Genomic DNA, 13,582 nt, shown 5'->3' with positions numbered 1-13,582 from the left:
TCACACCTCGCCTTCGGAGCATGGTCCGGCCAGACCGCCTATCGAGGATGCCATCCGCCCCATGAAGACCCTCTGGCTCGCCGCCGCCTCCGCGGCCGCGCTCGTCCTGGCTGCGCCGTTCGCCGCTCTGGCGGCCGACTCCGCCGCCACGGCGCCCGAAGCCTCCGTCCGCGACCTCACCAAGGCGCCGCGAATGGGCGCCTGGGGCTTCGACCTGTCGGGCATGGACCGCAGCGTCCGGCCCGGCGACGGGTTCTTCCGGTACGCGAACGGCGCGTACATGGACCGGCTGACCATCCCGGCCGACCGCTCGACCTACGGCGCCTTCAACGTGCTGGACGAGCTCTCCCGCGACCGGCTCAAGGCGGTGATCGACAGGGCCGCCGCGTCCACCGCGAAGTCCGGGCCGGAGGCCCAGGTCGGCGCCCTGTACCGGAGCTTCATGGACGAGGCCCGGGTCGAGGCGCTGGGCGCGAAGCCGCTCGCGCCGGATCTCGCCCGAATCCGCGCAGCCAGGTCGCGCGAGGACGTGGCCCGCCTGATGGGCGCCACGGCCAAGGGCTTCGGCCGCAGCTTCTTCGACCCCCAGGTCTATGACGACGCGAAGGACCCGTTGAAGTACGCGGTCTATCTCGGCCAGGGCGGCATCACCCTCCCTGACCGGGACTATTACCTCGAGGCCAGGTTCGCGCCCCAGCGGACGGCGTACGAGGCCTATATCGCCCGCATGCTCGAACTCGGCGGCTGGCCCGATGCGCAGGCCCAGGCCAAGGCCATCCTGGCGATGGAGACCGAGATCGCCCGCGTCTCGTGGACGCGCGCCGAGCGCCGGGACGACGACAAGACCTACAATCCCTACGAGACCGCCAAGCTCGCCGAGCTGGCCCCCGGGTTTCCCTGGGCGGCCTTCCTCGCCGGAGCGGATCTGTCGCCGGCGCGGCGCGTGGTCGTCGCCGAGAACACCGCCTTCCCGAAGATCGCGCAGGTGTTCGCCAAGACCGACCTCGCGACCCTGAAGGCGTGGCTCGCCTTCACCACCATCGACCAGGCCTCGCCCTACCTCTCGAAGGCGTTCGACCAGGCGCGCTTCGAGTTCCGCTCGAAGACCCTGTCGGGCGTGCCGCAGCAGCAGCCCCGCTGGAAGCGCGCGGTGGGCGTGGTGGACGGCAGCCTGGGCGAGGCCGTCGGCAAGCTCTACGTCGAGGCCTACTTCCCGGCCGAGAGCAAGGCGCGGATGGAGGCCCTGGTCGGCGACATCAAGACGGCGCTGGCGGGACGCATCCGGACGCTGGCGTGGATGGGCCCCGAGACCAAGGCGAAGGCGCTGGAGAAGCTCGGCAAGTTCAACGTCAAGATCGGCTACCCCGACAAGTGGCGCGACTACTCGGCCCTGGAGATCCGCGAGGACGACCTCTACGGCAACGCCGTGCGCGCCTCCGCCTTCGAGTGGGCCCACCGCGTGACGCGCATGAACGGCCCGGTGGATCGCGGCGAATGGGAAATGACCCCGGCGACGATCAACGCCTACTACTCGCCCACCAAGAACGAGATCGTCTTCCCGGCCGCCATCCTGCAGCCGCCGTTCTTCGACCCGGAGGGCGACGCCGCCGTGAACTACGGCGGGATCGGCGGCGTGATCGGCCACGAGATCACCCACGGCTTCGACGACCAGGGCCGCAAGTCGGACGGCGACGGCCGGCTGGCCGAGTGGTGGACGCCTGCGGACGAGGCCAAGTTCAACGCCCAGGCGAAGATCCTCGGGGAACAGTACGCGGCGACCGAGGTCCTGCCCGGCGCGCGCATCAACGGCGACCTGACCATGGGCGAGAACATCGCCGACCTCGGCGGGCTCGTGCTGGCGCTCGAAGCCTATCGCGTCTCGCTCAAGGGCCAGCCTGCGCCGGTGATCGACGGGCTGACGGGGGAACAGCGGGTCTTCCTGGGCTGGGCGCAGGTCTGGCGGGCCAAGTACCGAGACGACCTCATGCGGCAGGTGCTGGTGAGCGACCCGCACTCGCCCCCGGTCGCCCGCGTGGAACTGCCGATGCGCAACATCGACGCCTTCTACGACGCCTTCGGCGTGAAGCCGGGCGACCCGATGTACGTCCCGCCGGAGAAGCGGGTCCGGATCTGGTAGGCGACGGGCGCGCGGCCGCCTCAGGCCGCGCGGACCTTTTGACGTCTACGTCGAAAAAATGCGGGAGCGGAAAAAGAATCGGCCCGCAGCGGGGGATAATCGCTGCGGGCCGCCTTGAGCAGTCGCTCTGAATGAGCGGGCGTTTCCTCCCCGAAACGCCGGAGACCTCAGGACTTGCGCCTTCATGTCTCTCGCAATGTGACAAGACGGGAATTTTCTACCCGAGTCAACGGGCGTCAGGCGCTTTCCGCGCACCTGGGCCTCAAGAATGCGTCATCACGTAGAAATTTACGCCGTTTTTTGACTCACACGTCAAAACAAGCGTGAGCGCAGCAGCTCCAGAGCCGGCGAGTTTACGTCAAAGACGAAATCCGGGCGGGAAACGGTGACCGGTCCAAGGCCGGCGGCGGCGAGCGCCAGGGAGGCGTCCGCGATCTGGGCCGAATCGACGAGGAGGCCGCTCGGTCGGCGGGAGGCGCCCGCGGCGGTCAGCGATTCGATCACCGCGGCCTCAGCCGCGTCCGACCGCGCCGGCCACGCCAGCGTCGCGCTCCGGAGCGCCGCGGCGCGCGCCTCGACAATCCGCAGCAGGCGCTCGGCCGCGGCGAGAGCCGTCGCGTCCCAGGTCGCGCGCAGGCTCGCCGCGAGCTGCGCCTGGCTCTTCAGCATGACGCCGTCGGCCAGCACCTTCAGCCCGTTGGCCTGGAGCGTCGCGCCCGTGGTGGTGATGTCGACGACGATCTCGGCTGCGCCGGTCGCCGGCGCGCCCTCGGTGGCGCCGCCCGACTCCACGATCCGGTAGTCGGCGACGCCGTGGCGGGCGAAGAAGGCCCGGGTCTGCGCCAGGTACTTGGTCGCCACGCGCATGCGCCGGCCCGTCCGCGCCAGCAGTTCGTGCGCCACCTCCTCGAGGTCGGACATGGTGTCGACGTCGAGCCAGCTCTTGGGCACCGCGGTCACCAGATCGGCGCGGCCGAAGCCCAGCGGGCGCAGCAGCAGGACGCGCGCGTCGAGGTCCTCGCCCCGCTCGCGGAGCAGGTCCTCGCCGGTGACGCCCAGGTGGACCTCGCCCGCGTCCAGGGCGTCGGCGATGTCCGCGGCGGAGAGCAGCCGCACCTGCGCGTCGGCGACGCCGCGCAGGCTGGCGACATAGCCTCGGGCGCCGCCCGAGACGTCCAGCTTCAGCCCGCTGTCGGCGAGCCAGCCCTCGACCTGCTCCTTCAGCCGGCCTTTCGAGGGCACGGCGATGATGAGCCCGCTCATGCTTCGCCCCCCGTCCAGGCTCGCCACGGCCGAACCATGCAGCCCACCGCGCGCGTGTCGGCCCCGTCCCCGAGCCGCGCCAGCAGGCCGTCGTAGCGGCCGCCCACGGCGACGGGACGTTCGACCCCGAGCGCCTCCGACCGAACCTCGAAGGTCAGTCCGTCGTAGTAGTCGAAGGCATGGCCGAGGGCGGGCGCGAACCGCGTCCGGTCGGCCGGCGCGGCGCGCGACAGCTCCAGGAGCCGGCTCTCCCATCCGGCGAGCGCCGCCTTCAGCGCGGCGTCGTTGCCGCCCGCCAGGCGCCGCACCTGGGCGAATGCGTAGCTCGGCTCGTCGTCGATGGCCATGAAGGCGCGGATGGCGTCGGCCTGCCCGGCCGTGAGCGCCGGGGCCCTGGCGGCCTCGGCCTTGCGGACCAGGCGGGCGGCGATCTCGGCCGGCCCGCGTCCGCCCACCGGCTCCACGCCGGCCAGCGCCCAGACCTCCTCCAGCAGCGCGGCGGCCTTGGCCTCGGGCAGGCCCGCCAGCAGGCCCGCCAGCGTTCCGCCGCCGTCTCCGCTGGTCTCGCCGACGCGGCTGAGTTCGTTCCAGAGCAGGCGCGGCCGACCGGCCACGCGCTTCAGCCGCGCCGCCAGGCCGTCGGGCAGGTCCAGGCTTTCGACGAAGGCGGCGAACAGCGCCACGTCCCCCAACCAGAGCGACAGGTCCTTGCGCCCGCCCGCCTCCGCCGCCCGCCAGGCCAGCCCGGCGATCTCGGCGTCGGCGGCTTCCACGCCCCCGCCGCCGGGCGAGAACATCTCGAGCCCGATCTGCACGAACTCCTCGGGGCGGTCGGCGCCGGCCGAGGCCCGGAAGGCCGCGCCCTCGTACCAGTAGGCGCCGGCGGCGCGGCCGCGCTCCAGGTGCTGGCGCGCGATGGCGACCGTGAAGTCCGGCCGAAGGCAGCTCTCGGTCCCGCCCTCGGACTGGACCACGAACAGCCGCGCGCGCATCGCCTCGCCGGCGAGGTCGAGCAGCAGGTTGAGCGGCTGAAGCAGGGGCGCGTCGGCGCGCTCGGCGCGGGAACTCTCCAGCGGCGCGCGCACGGCGGCCAGCACCTGCGCGGGAACGGCGGGCTCGATCCGCATCAGCCGGCGTCCAGGATGCGCCGCAGCGCCGGGACCAGCTCGGCCCGCGGGATCGTCTGCTGGCCGGGCCGCTGACCGCGCCATTCGGCGTTGTCCGTCACCTTGGCGGCCAGTTCCCGGCCGAGGTCGAGGTCCTTCACGGTGACGGTCCCCGCGGCCAGTTCGTCGTCGCCAACGATGATCGCCGCCGGCGACAGGCGACGGTCGGCGTACTTCATCTGCGCCTTCATGCCCGAGGCGCCCAGGTACACCTCGGCCGGTATGCCCGCTGCGCGGATCTCGCGGGCGACGGCGAAGTAGTCGGCCATCCGGTCCTGCGAGAAGGCGATCACCACCACCGGCCCCCGCGCGGCCTGCGCCAGATCGCGACCGGCCGCCCGGAGCGCCGCAGCCAGGCGCGAGACGCCGAACGAGAAGCCCGTGGCGGGCGTGCGCTCGCCGGTGAAGCGGGCGACCAGGTCGTCGTAGCGCCCGCCCCCGCCGATGGAGCCGAAGCGCATGGCCTGGCCCTTGTCGTCGAGCGTGGAGAGCAGCAGCTCGGCCTCGAAGACCGGCCCGGTGTAGTACTCGAGGCCGCGGACGACCGAGGGGTCCACCATCGCGCGGTCGGGTCCCACGCCCAGGCCCTTCAGGGCCGCATCGATCGCCGCCAGTTCCGCGAGACCCTCATCGCCCTCGGCTGAGCCGCCCACCACGTCGGCCAGCTTCGCCAGCGTCTCGGCGCGGCCGCCCACGCCGGCGGCGGTGAACGCCAGCACGCGCTCGGCCGCCGATGCACTGAGACCCGCCCCCTTGGTGAAGGCGCCGGACTCGTCCATCCGGCCCTCCCCCAGCAGCAGGCGCACGCCGTCGGGGCCGAGGCGGTCCAGCTTGTCCACCGCACGCAGCACTGCGAGCTTCTGGCCCTCGTCCGCCACGCCCGCCGCGGCCATCAGGCCGTTCAGGAGCTTGCGGTTGTTGATCTTGATGACCGCCGAGCCGGCCGGCAGGCCCGCGGCCTCCAGCCCTTCGGCCACCATGGCGATGATCTCGGCGTCGGCTTCCGGGCGCGCCGAGCCCACCGTGTCGGCGTCGCACTGCACGAACTCGCGAAAGCGCCCCGGCCCCGGCTTCTCGTTGCGCCACACCGGCCCGAAGGCGTAGCGGCGGAACGGCTTGGGCAGGGTCTCCCAGTTCTGCGCCGCGAAGCGCGCCAGCGGCGCGGTCAGGTCGTAGCGCAGCGCCATCCACTGCTCGTCGTCGTCCTGCAGCGCGAAGACGCCCTCGTTCGGACGGTCGGCGTCGGGCAGGAACTTGCCCAGCGCGTCGGCATACTCGAACGCGCCGGTCTCCAGCGGCTCGAAGCCCCAGGCCTCGTAGACCTGGCTCACGGCCTTCAGGATCCCGCGCTCGGCGACGACGTCGCGGCCGCGCCGATCGATGAATCCGCGGGGCGTACGGGCTTGCGGGCGCTCGCTCATGGCGGGCCGCTTAGCCTCTGGGACGGTCTCACTCAAGGAACTGCTTGGGGACAGGTCGTTCATCGGTCGTCTCTTCAGGGGTCTGAGGCGACGGACGAAGCTGGAAGAGCCGAGCCCCGTCCGCGTTCGGCGGGGCTTCGGAAGGGGTCGGCGTCAGGCCGCGCGCACCCGCTCCGAACCCGCCCGGGTCGGATGGTGGTGATGGCCGTGATGATGCGCGATCCGCGTCATGACGGGCGCCCTATAGCGGAGCCGCCCCCTGAAGTCACGCGCCCCGCGCCAGGGCGCGCTACGGCCTCGAGCGTCACCCTGGACCGCATCCGCCCCGACAGCCTGGCGACGGTTGCCCGCGGGCTCGGCTCTTTCCGATCGGTTAACCACGTTCGCCGACCCTCGGACCGCGGCGGAGGGCCCCATGATCGAGATCACGCGCGAGATCGACGGCGCCGTCGACGTCGAGGCGGGCAAGCCCCGCTCGGCCGGCCTCGCCTACGACATCACCTGGCCGCAGGAGGGCGAGGCCCCCGGGCTTGTGCTGGTGATCGCAGGCTTCGGCGACGACACGAACAGCGACTACAGCGCCGGGCTACGCCGCCACATCGTCGAGACCACCGGCATGGGCGCCGTGACCGTGCGCTACCATGCCTTCCACGCCCGCCCCACCAACGGGGGGGCGATCTCCATCGATCCGTCCGAGCAGGCCTATCTCATCGGCGCGGCGCTCCTGGCCAAGGCCAAGGTGCGCGACATCACGAACTTCCGCGACGTGGTCCGGGGTCTGGCGGCGGCGAAGGCCGACATCGCGCCCAAGGTCTGGATCGACCCGGCGCACGGCGAGCGTCAGAACTTCGGGATCCTCCAGGCGCTGGACCACCTGATGGTGATCGGCGACCTCCTGGAGAACGCGCCGCCGTTCGACGCCGCCCGCATCGTGGCGCTGGGATCGTCGCACGGGGCCTACATCGCGCACCTGATGGCGAAGATGGCGCCCTCGACGCTGGCGGCCATCATCGACAACTCGTCCTATGCCCAGCCGCCCATGAACTTCCTGGCCATCGGCGACCTTCCCGAGATCACCATCGGCTTCGAGGGACTGAACCTGCACGCGCGGACGCGCAGCGCCTGGACGCTCACGGACCGCAATGCGCCCGACTTCTACAGCCGCGACCGCGACCTGATCCGCGACGTCCGCTACCCGCCCCACATCGCGACGCAGCGCGCCGCCGCCGCCGACGGCGGAACCCAGTACTTCATGGTCAACGCCGCCTGGGACACCGTCTCTCCGCCCGACGTGAAGCGGCGGCAGCAGGCCGCGCTCGCACGGGCCGGCTTCGAGGCCGAGCTCGACATCATCGGCCAGGACAAGATCGACGGCCGGCTGTTCAAGACCGTCAGCCACGGCCTCGGCTGCTCGCTGAAGCTGCTGTTCGACCGCTACATCGGCCGCGTGCGGCCGCGTGGAGTCGCGCCCGACGCCGTCCAGGGCTCCACGATCGAGCACGCCTGCGTCGACCTGGGCTACCGCTTCCGCCATTCCACGACGGCGCCGTACGTGACGGCCGAGGTGTACGACCTCTTCGAGGAGCCCGCCGCCGAGCCGGCCGCGTCGCAGGCGGCCTGACGCACCTGCGGTGCACGCTTAGCCCCTAGGCTGGCGCGTTCGAGCAGCCTAAAAGCGCCGGCATGCGAGAGATCACCCATTTCATCGACGGCGCCGGGTTCACGGGCGCTTCGGGCCGCTTCGGCGACGTGATGAACCCGAACACGGGCGAGGTTCAGGCGAGGGTTCAGTTCGCCACCGAGGCCGAGGTGGACCGCGCCGTGCAGTCGGCGCTCAAGGCGCAGATCGGCTGGGCCCAGGTGAACCCGCAGCGGCGGGCGCGGGTGATGTTCGAGTTCAAGCGCCTGGTCGAGGCGCGGATGGACGAGCTGGCCGAGATCCTGTCGTCCGAGCACGGCAAGGTGATCGCCGACAGCAAGGGCGACATCCAGCGGGGCCTCGAGGTGATCGAGTTCGCCTGCGGCATCCCGCATGCGCTCAAGGGCGAGTACACCGAGGGCGCGGGGCCCGGGATCGACGTCTACTCCATGCGCCAGCCCCTGGGCGTGGGCGCGGGGATCACGCCGTTCAACTTCCCGGCCATGATCCCGATGTGGATGTTCGGGGTGGCCATCGCGACGGGCAACACCTTCGTCCTGAAGCCCAGCGAGAAGGACCCGACGGTCCCGGTGCGGCTGGCCGAGCTGATGATGGAGGCGGGCGCGCCGGCCGGCGTGCTGAACGTGATCCACGGCGACAAGGTGGCTGTGGACGCCATCCTGGATCACCCGGACATCAAGGCGGTGAGCTTCGTCGGCAGCTCGGACATCGCCCACTATGTCTACAGCCGCGGCACGGCCAATTCGAAGCGCGTCCAGGCCATGGGCGGGGCCAAGAACCATGGCCTCATCCTGCCCGACGCCGACCTCGAGCAGGCCACCAAGGACATCATCGGCGCCGCCTACGGCTCGGCCGGCGAGCGCTGCATGGCGCTGCCCGTCGTGGTGCCCGTGGGCCAGAAGACCGCGAACGAGGTCCGCGAGCGCCTGCTGGCCGAGATCGACAACCTGAAGGTCGGCCTCTCCACCGACCCGGCCGCCCAGTACGGCCCGGTGGTCTCGGCGGCGCACAAGGCGAAGATCGAAGGCTACATCCAGACCGGCGTCGACGAGGGCGCCGAACTGGTGGTCGACGGCCGCGGCTTCCAGCTGCAGGGCTACGAGAACGGCTACTTCCTGGGCCCGAGCCTGTTCGACCAGGTGAAGCCCGCCATGAAGACCTACCAGGAGGAGATCTTCGGCCCGGTGCTGCAGATCGTCCGCGCCGAGACCTTCGAGGACGCCCTGGCCCTGCCCTCGAACCACCAGTACGGCAACGGCGTCGCCATCTTCACCCGCAACGGCCGCGCCGCGCGCGAGTTCGCCCAGCGGGTCAACGTGGGCATGGTGGGCATCAACGTGCCGATCCCGGTGCCCGTGGCCTACCACACCTTCGGCGGCTGGAAGCGCTCGGCCTTCGGCGACGCCAACCAGCACGGCATGGAAGGCGTCCGCTTCTGGACCAAGGTCAAGACCATCACCTCCCGCTGGCCCGAAGGCGCCGTCGAGGACTCCGCCTTCGTCATCCCGACGATGAGGTAGCCTCGCCGCTCCCGATCCGCTTCGCCGCCAAGGCGGAGATGCGGGTCCTGCCGGTCAGGGGAGCGACGCCGCGTCGGCGCTGATCCGGGCCGCCAGTTCCTTCATCAGCTTGGCCGCCAGCGTCGCGGTCATGCCGTTGATGTCACGGTCGGGGTTGAGCTCCACGATGTCGCCGCCGATCACCGGCCCGGGCGTCTTCCAGATCACGTCGAGGACCTCGCGCGTGGTCAGCCCGCCGGGCTCGTGGTGCGAGACGCCGGGCGCGTAGGCCGGGTCCAGCCCGTCGAGGTCGATGGAGATGTAGGTGGGGCCGCTGGGCAGCAGCGAGAGGGCCGCGCCGTGGTCGGCGGGCGAGAAGACGCGGACGCCATAGCGGCCGGCCTGCTCGCGCAGGTGCGCGTTCAGGGTGCGGATGCCGAGCTGGGTCAGCCCGGCGCACAGCGTCTTCTCGAGGATCCGCGCGAAGGGCGAGGCGTGGCTCAGCGGATCGCCCTCGAAGTCGGCGTAGAGGTCCGGATGGGCGTCGATGTGCACCACCTGCGGCGGCGCCCGCGCCGCCTCGGACCAGCCCTGCAGGATGGGATAGGTCACCATGTGGTCGCCGCCCAGGAAGACCGCCGGCCCCGCTTCGAACGCCACGCGCGCGGCCTCCACGATCCTGTGGAAGTCCACGGCGTCGTCGCGGATGGGCGCATCCCCCAGGTCGCGCAACAGATCGACGAGATCGAGCCCGTTGCTGGCGGCGAGATGGCTGTGAGGCGAGTGAAGCGCGGCGCGGATCGCCGCCGGCGCCTTGGCCGCTCCGCGCAGGAACGACGAGTGGCGGTCGATCGGCAGGCCGGTGAACGAGACGGGAGTCATGCCCGGCGCAACCTAGCGGCGGCGATCCGGCTTGCGAAGCTGTCGGCCGATCGCGGCGCACGTGCTCGCCGGAGCGGCCAGGAAGGCCATCAGGCAGACGACCGCCTGACAGCCTCCCCGACCTCGATGAGCGGCTCCATGGCCACGGCGACCCAGGATCGGCGCCGCCAGCATCATCGCGCGATGGGCCTCAGCTCCGCCGGCTGATGGTGTCCTTGTTCAGCCGCCGGGTCTTGATCCCCTGGCCCCGCTCCGCCTCGATCCGGTCGGCGCGACGGGTGTGGTTGGACGAGAACACCGCCTCGGGGTCCCCCGCCTCGCCCCAGTCCGCCTCGGGGTTGTCGGGCTGACCCAGCTTGTGGATGTCGACATTGGCCGGCGTCCCGGCGCCGAGGTCGCCATCGATCGCATGGATGTCGGCCTCGTCCCGGCCGAGATTGGGGTTGAGGCCCCACCCGTCGCGGCGCGCCTCCGCAGCGGCGGCGCCAGGCTCGTCCTCGGCGTCCTCGTCATCCGCGGCGGCGTCATCTCCGTCCGTGGACGCATCGCCGAAGTCCGCCTGCTGCGGGCGGTCGCCGTTCGTCGCCTCGTCAAGATCGCCCTGGAAGCTTCGCTGCTCGGGGTTCGTCGCCGTCTCGAGGCGGCCCGGATCGCGCTGGGCGTCCATCTCGTGCTGGCCGACGCCGCCGCCCTGCATGCGGGCGCGATTGGCCGCAGCGGCGTCCGTGGAGAAGGTGTCTTTGGTTTGATCGGCCATGAAAGGCTCTCCCTTGTTCGCAAGGGTCAACCCCGCCGGACGCCGCCCGTTCCTTGCGATTCGCCCCGCCGCCCGCTAGGCCGGACGGTGATGGCCTCCGCCCTGCAAGCCGCCTACGAGGCGAAGATCCGCGACGGATCGATCCGCCCGGACCCGGCCCAGGCCGCGGCGCTCCGGCCCCTCATCCGCCTCGAGACCGACCTGTCGGACGACGAGCCCGAGGGCGGCATCCTGGCCATGCTGCGCCGCCGCCACTACGAGGCGCCCCGCGGGGTCTACCTCATCGGCCCGGTCGGCCGCGGCAAGACGCTGCTGATGGACCTGTTCTACGAGGCGGTGTCCGGCTTCAAGAAGCGGCGCACCCACTTCCACGTCTTCATGGGCGAGGTGCACCGGCTGATCGACGCCTGGCGCAAGGGCGATCGCGACGCGCGGCGGCGGACCTTCGGCCAGCACAAGGGCGACGACCCGATCCCGCCGGTCGCCGACCTCATCGCCGGCCAGGCGCGGCTGCTCTGCTTCGACGAGTTCCAGGTCACCGACATCGCCGACGCCATGATCCTGGGGCGGCTGTTCGACGCGCTGTTCGGCCACGGCGTGGTGCTGGTGGCGACCTCCAACCGGATGCCGGACGACCTCTACCTCAACGGCATCAACCGGCAGCTCTTCCTGCCGTTCATCGAGGTGCTCAAGCGCAAGACCGAAGTGGTCACGATCGCCGGGCCGCATGACTACCGGCTGGATCGCCTCCGCGCGGCCGGCACCTGGTTCGCGTGGCATGACCCCGCGCAGGTTGCGGCCTTCGACGCGCTCTGGACAGACATGCTGGGGCCCGAGGACGAGGACGGCGAGACGGTCGAGGTCCTGGGCCGGAAGCTGGTGTTCCCGCGGGCCGCGGGCGGGCTCCTGCGGGCGACCTTCGACAGCCTGTGCAAGGTTCCCCTCGGCCCCAACGACTACGTGGCCATCGCCGACCGCTTCCACACGATCTTCCTGGAGGGTCTTCCCAAGATGGGCCCTGCCAACCGCGAGGAAGCCCGGCGGCTGGTGATCCTCATCGACGCGCTCTACGAGGCCAAGACCCACCTCATCGTGCTGGCCGGGGCCGAGCCTACCGAGCTCTACCCGGCCGGCGATGGCGCCTTCGAGTTCGAGCGCACGGCTTCGCGCCTGCAGGAGATGCGCTCCGAAAGCTGGCTCCAGGACGCCTGAGGGCGGAACGGGAAACGGGGATTTCGCGTCCAAACGCGCTCGGGTGCGGCGCCCGACGCGCGTCAGGCGAGTTCGCGCTCGGCGAAGACGCGCATTGCGGATTGCAGGTAGTTGGTCAGTCCCTCGGCCTGCGCCTCGTAGCGGGCGCGGAAGTCGGGATGTTCGCCATAGAGGGCCGCCAGGTTCTCGTAGGCGACCCGGGACACCGGCATGGGCCAGGACTTTGCGATCCAGGCGCAATGGCGGCGGGTCAGCGCCTGCACCACCTGCGAGCCGGCCGGCAAGGCCTCCGCCAGCGCCTGCCGGAAGTCCGCCTCGATCTCGGCGATCTCAGCTTGGGCGTCGTCGAAGTCGGCCTGCGTCCAGGACTTCTGCCGGGCCTTCACCGCATCGATCGAGGCCTGCACCCCCGGGCCGTAGCGGTCGACCAGCCACGCCTCCTGCTTCGCCTGCTCCTCGGGGTCGAAGCCCCGGTACATCGCCGTCTCGTTCATCGTCTTCGCTCCTTCCAGGGCGGCGAGGGTGTCGTCGATCGTGCGCAGCAGCCGCCGGTAGCGCTTCGCCTCGGCGTCCAGCCGCGCGCGGTGCGCCTTCAGCGCCGCGACGCGGTCGAACCCGGGCGCATCCAGCACCCGCCGGATCTGCTCCAGCGGAAAGCCCAGCTCCCGATGGAACAGGATCTGCTGCAGGCGCAGCAGCTCGTCCCGACCGTACTCGCGGTAGCCGTTCGCGCGGACGCCAGCGGGCTTCAGGAGCCCGATGGCGTCGTAGTGATGCAGCGTGCGGACGGAGACGCCCGACAGCTTCGCCACCTGCTTGACCGTATATCCGCCCACGTCGATCGATCCCTTGCCGTCCGGGAGCCGTCCGCCCTCACGCCACGTTAGGGTCAAGACCACCCCGACGGAGCCCCCGATGGACGTCCACACCGGTCGCCTGATCGACCATGTCCACCTGCGCGCCAGCGACCTCGCGGCCACGCGGCGGTTCTACGAGGCCGTCCTGGGCGTGCTCGGCGTCCCCTTCGTGAGCGACGAGACGCACCTGCAGGCCGACGAACTCTGGATCGACCATGGCGGCCCGGCCACCCACGTCCATCTGGCCTTCCAGGCGAAGGACCACGCCATGGTCCAGGCCTTCCATGCCGCGGGTCTTGCCGCCGGGGGCCGGGACAACGGCGGGCCGGGCGAGCGCGACTACCATCCCGGCTACTATGCGGCGTTCCTGCTGGACCCCGACGGCAACAACATCGAGGCCGTCTTCCACGGCCCGTCGACGCGTTCGGCGGACAGCGTGGTCATCCGGCCGGCGAAGGATTGAACCGCAGGAAGTGGACCTTGGCCGCGCCGTAGTCGCGGACGTCCAGGAGCGCGAAGCCGGGCGCGTCGAACGCAGGCTCGCCGGCGCCCCGCTCGAAGACCACCACCGCATCCTCGGCCAGCCAGCCTGCGGCCAGGCGCGCGAGGGCCTGCTCGCCGAGGCCCCTGGCGTATGGCGGGTCCAGGAAGGCGAGATCGAAGGCCGGGCCGTCGGCGCCGGGGCGTACGCCCAGGTCGATCGCCGAGCGCCGGTGCACGCGCGTGCG

General features: G+C 71.4%; 12 protein-coding genes. 5 read left to right on the top strand and 7 right to left on the bottom strand.

The annotated features are described in order from the left end of the window. Positions 1-61 precede the first annotated feature (61 nt). A complete protein-coding gene (locus tag JNK30_RS14285; RefSeq protein ID WP_293483111.1) occupies positions 62-2,137 on the top strand; it encodes a M13-type metalloendopeptidase in 2,076 nt (691 codons plus the stop codon). Between the two features lie 312 nt (positions 2,138-2,449). Here the strand turns inward: JNK30_RS14285 and hisG are convergent, their stop codons facing one another. Genes hisG through hisS form a run of 3 tightly spaced genes read right to left on the bottom strand, consistent with a single transcriptional unit; the run spans position 2,450 to position 6,050 of the window. Continuing rightward, positions 2,450-3,400 carry an ATP phosphoribosyltransferase gene (gene hisG / locus JNK30_RS14280; protein WP_293483110.1) on the bottom strand — a complete coding sequence of 317 codons (951 nt, stop codon included), beginning with the start codon at positions 3,398-3,400 and terminating at the stop codon, positions 2,450-2,452. Further along, a complete protein-coding gene (locus tag JNK30_RS14275) occupies positions 3,397-4,527 on the bottom strand; it encodes an ATP phosphoribosyltransferase regulatory subunit (RefSeq protein WP_293483109.1) in 1,131 nt (376 codons plus the stop codon). The genes hisG and JNK30_RS14275 overlap by 4 nt, the downstream gene beginning before the upstream one ends. After that, positions 4,527-6,050, bottom strand: coding sequence for a histidine--tRNA ligase (gene hisS / locus JNK30_RS14270; RefSeq protein WP_293483108.1), 1,524 nt, complete (start codon positions 6,048-6,050; stop codon positions 4,527-4,529). The genes JNK30_RS14275 and hisS overlap by 1 nt, the downstream gene beginning before the upstream one ends. Positions 6,051-6,402: 352 nt before the next feature. Here hisS and JNK30_RS14265 point away from each other — a divergent pair, with 352 nt between their 5' ends. Then, complete coding sequence (locus tag JNK30_RS14265; RefSeq protein WP_293483107.1) at positions 6,403-7,608, top strand: DUF2920 family protein; 1,206 nt, start codon at positions 6,403-6,405, stop codon at positions 7,606-7,608. A 62-nt stretch (positions 7,609-7,670) separates the two neighbouring features. Further along, complete coding sequence (locus tag JNK30_RS14260) at positions 7,671-9,167, top strand: CoA-acylating methylmalonate-semialdehyde dehydrogenase (RefSeq protein ID WP_293483106.1); 1,497 nt, start codon at positions 7,671-7,673, stop codon at positions 9,165-9,167. Positions 9,168-9,221: 54 nt separating this feature from the next. Here the strand turns inward: JNK30_RS14260 and JNK30_RS14255 are convergent, their stop codons facing one another. Both JNK30_RS14255 and JNK30_RS14250 read right to left on the bottom strand, forming a co-directional pair. Further along, positions 9,222-10,028 carry an arginase family protein gene (locus JNK30_RS14255; RefSeq protein ID WP_293483104.1) on the bottom strand — a complete coding sequence of 269 codons (807 nt, stop codon included), beginning with the start codon at positions 10,026-10,028 and terminating at the stop codon, positions 9,222-9,224. A gap of 190 nt (positions 10,029-10,218) precedes the next feature. Further along, the gene (locus JNK30_RS14250; protein ID WP_293483102.1) at positions 10,219-10,785 is read right to left on the bottom strand and encodes a hypothetical protein; all 567 of its coding nucleotides are present in this window, start codon (positions 10,783-10,785) and stop codon (positions 10,219-10,221) included. Between the two features lie 90 nt (positions 10,786-10,875). On the opposite strand from JNK30_RS14250, the gene zapE reads away from it, so the two are divergent. Continuing rightward, the gene (zapE, locus tag JNK30_RS14245) at positions 10,876-11,997 is read left to right on the top strand and encodes a cell division protein ZapE (protein WP_293483101.1); all 1,122 of its coding nucleotides are present in this window, start codon (positions 10,876-10,878) and stop codon (positions 11,995-11,997) included. 62 nt (positions 11,998-12,059) lie between these two features. Here zapE and JNK30_RS14240 read toward each other — a convergent pair whose 3' ends face one another. Continuing rightward, positions 12,060-12,833, bottom strand: a complete 774-nt coding sequence (locus tag JNK30_RS14240) for a MerR family transcriptional regulator (RefSeq protein ID WP_367118754.1) — start codon at positions 12,831-12,833, stop codon at positions 12,060-12,062. Positions 12,834-12,912: 79 nt separating this feature from the next. Here JNK30_RS14240 and JNK30_RS14235 point away from each other — a divergent pair, with 79 nt between their 5' ends. Further along, positions 12,913-13,317 (top strand): VOC family protein, encoded by a 405-nt coding sequence (locus JNK30_RS14235; protein WP_293483099.1) that lies wholly within the window; start codon positions 12,913-12,915, stop codon positions 13,315-13,317. Here JNK30_RS14235 and JNK30_RS14230 read toward each other — a convergent pair. Then, positions 13,295-13,582 (bottom strand): RsmD family RNA methyltransferase (locus JNK30_RS14230; protein WP_293483098.1); only part of this gene is annotated, 288 nt, incomplete at its 5' end. The two genes, JNK30_RS14235 and JNK30_RS14230, sit on opposite strands and share 23 nt — an antisense overlap.

This window comes from Phenylobacterium sp. (assembly GCF_016793225.1).
Classification (GTDB): domain Bacteria; phylum Pseudomonadota; class Alphaproteobacteria; order Caulobacterales; family Caulobacteraceae; genus Phenylobacterium.
Note: the sequence above shows the minus strand (reverse complement) of the source record. Positions and strands in the feature narration are given on the sequence as shown.

Coding starts and splice junctions, on each gene's coding strand:
- JNK30_RS14250 (WP_293483102.1), bottom strand. CDS start 10,785: ATGGCCGATCAAACCAAAGACACCTTCTCCACGGACGCCGCTGCGGCC.
- hisG (WP_293483110.1), bottom strand. CDS start 3,400: ATGAGCGGGCTCATCATCGCCGTGCCCTCGAAAGGCCGGCTGAAGGAG.
- JNK30_RS14265 (WP_293483107.1), top strand. CDS start 6,403: ATGATCGAGATCACGCGCGAGATCGACGGCGCCGTCGACGTCGAGGCG.
- JNK30_RS14285 (WP_293483111.1), top strand. CDS start 62: ATGAAGACCCTCTGGCTCGCCGCCGCCTCCGCGGCCGCGCTCGTCCTG.
- JNK30_RS14275 (WP_293483109.1), bottom strand. CDS start 4,527: ATGCGGATCGAGCCCGCCGTTCCCGCGCAGGTGCTGGCCGCCGTGCGC.
- JNK30_RS14235 (WP_293483099.1), top strand. CDS start 12,913: ATGGACGTCCACACCGGTCGCCTGATCGACCATGTCCACCTGCGCGCC.
- JNK30_RS14260 (WP_293483106.1), top strand. CDS start 7,671: ATGCGAGAGATCACCCATTTCATCGACGGCGCCGGGTTCACGGGCGCT.
- hisS (WP_293483108.1), bottom strand. CDS start 6,050: ATGAACGACCTGTCCCCAAGCAGTTCCTTGAGTGAGACCGTCCCAGAG.
- zapE (WP_293483101.1), top strand. CDS start 10,876: ATGGCCTCCGCCCTGCAAGCCGCCTACGAGGCGAAGATCCGCGACGGA.
- JNK30_RS14255 (WP_293483104.1), bottom strand. CDS start 10,028: ATGACTCCCGTCTCGTTCACCGGCCTGCCGATCGACCGCCACTCGTCG.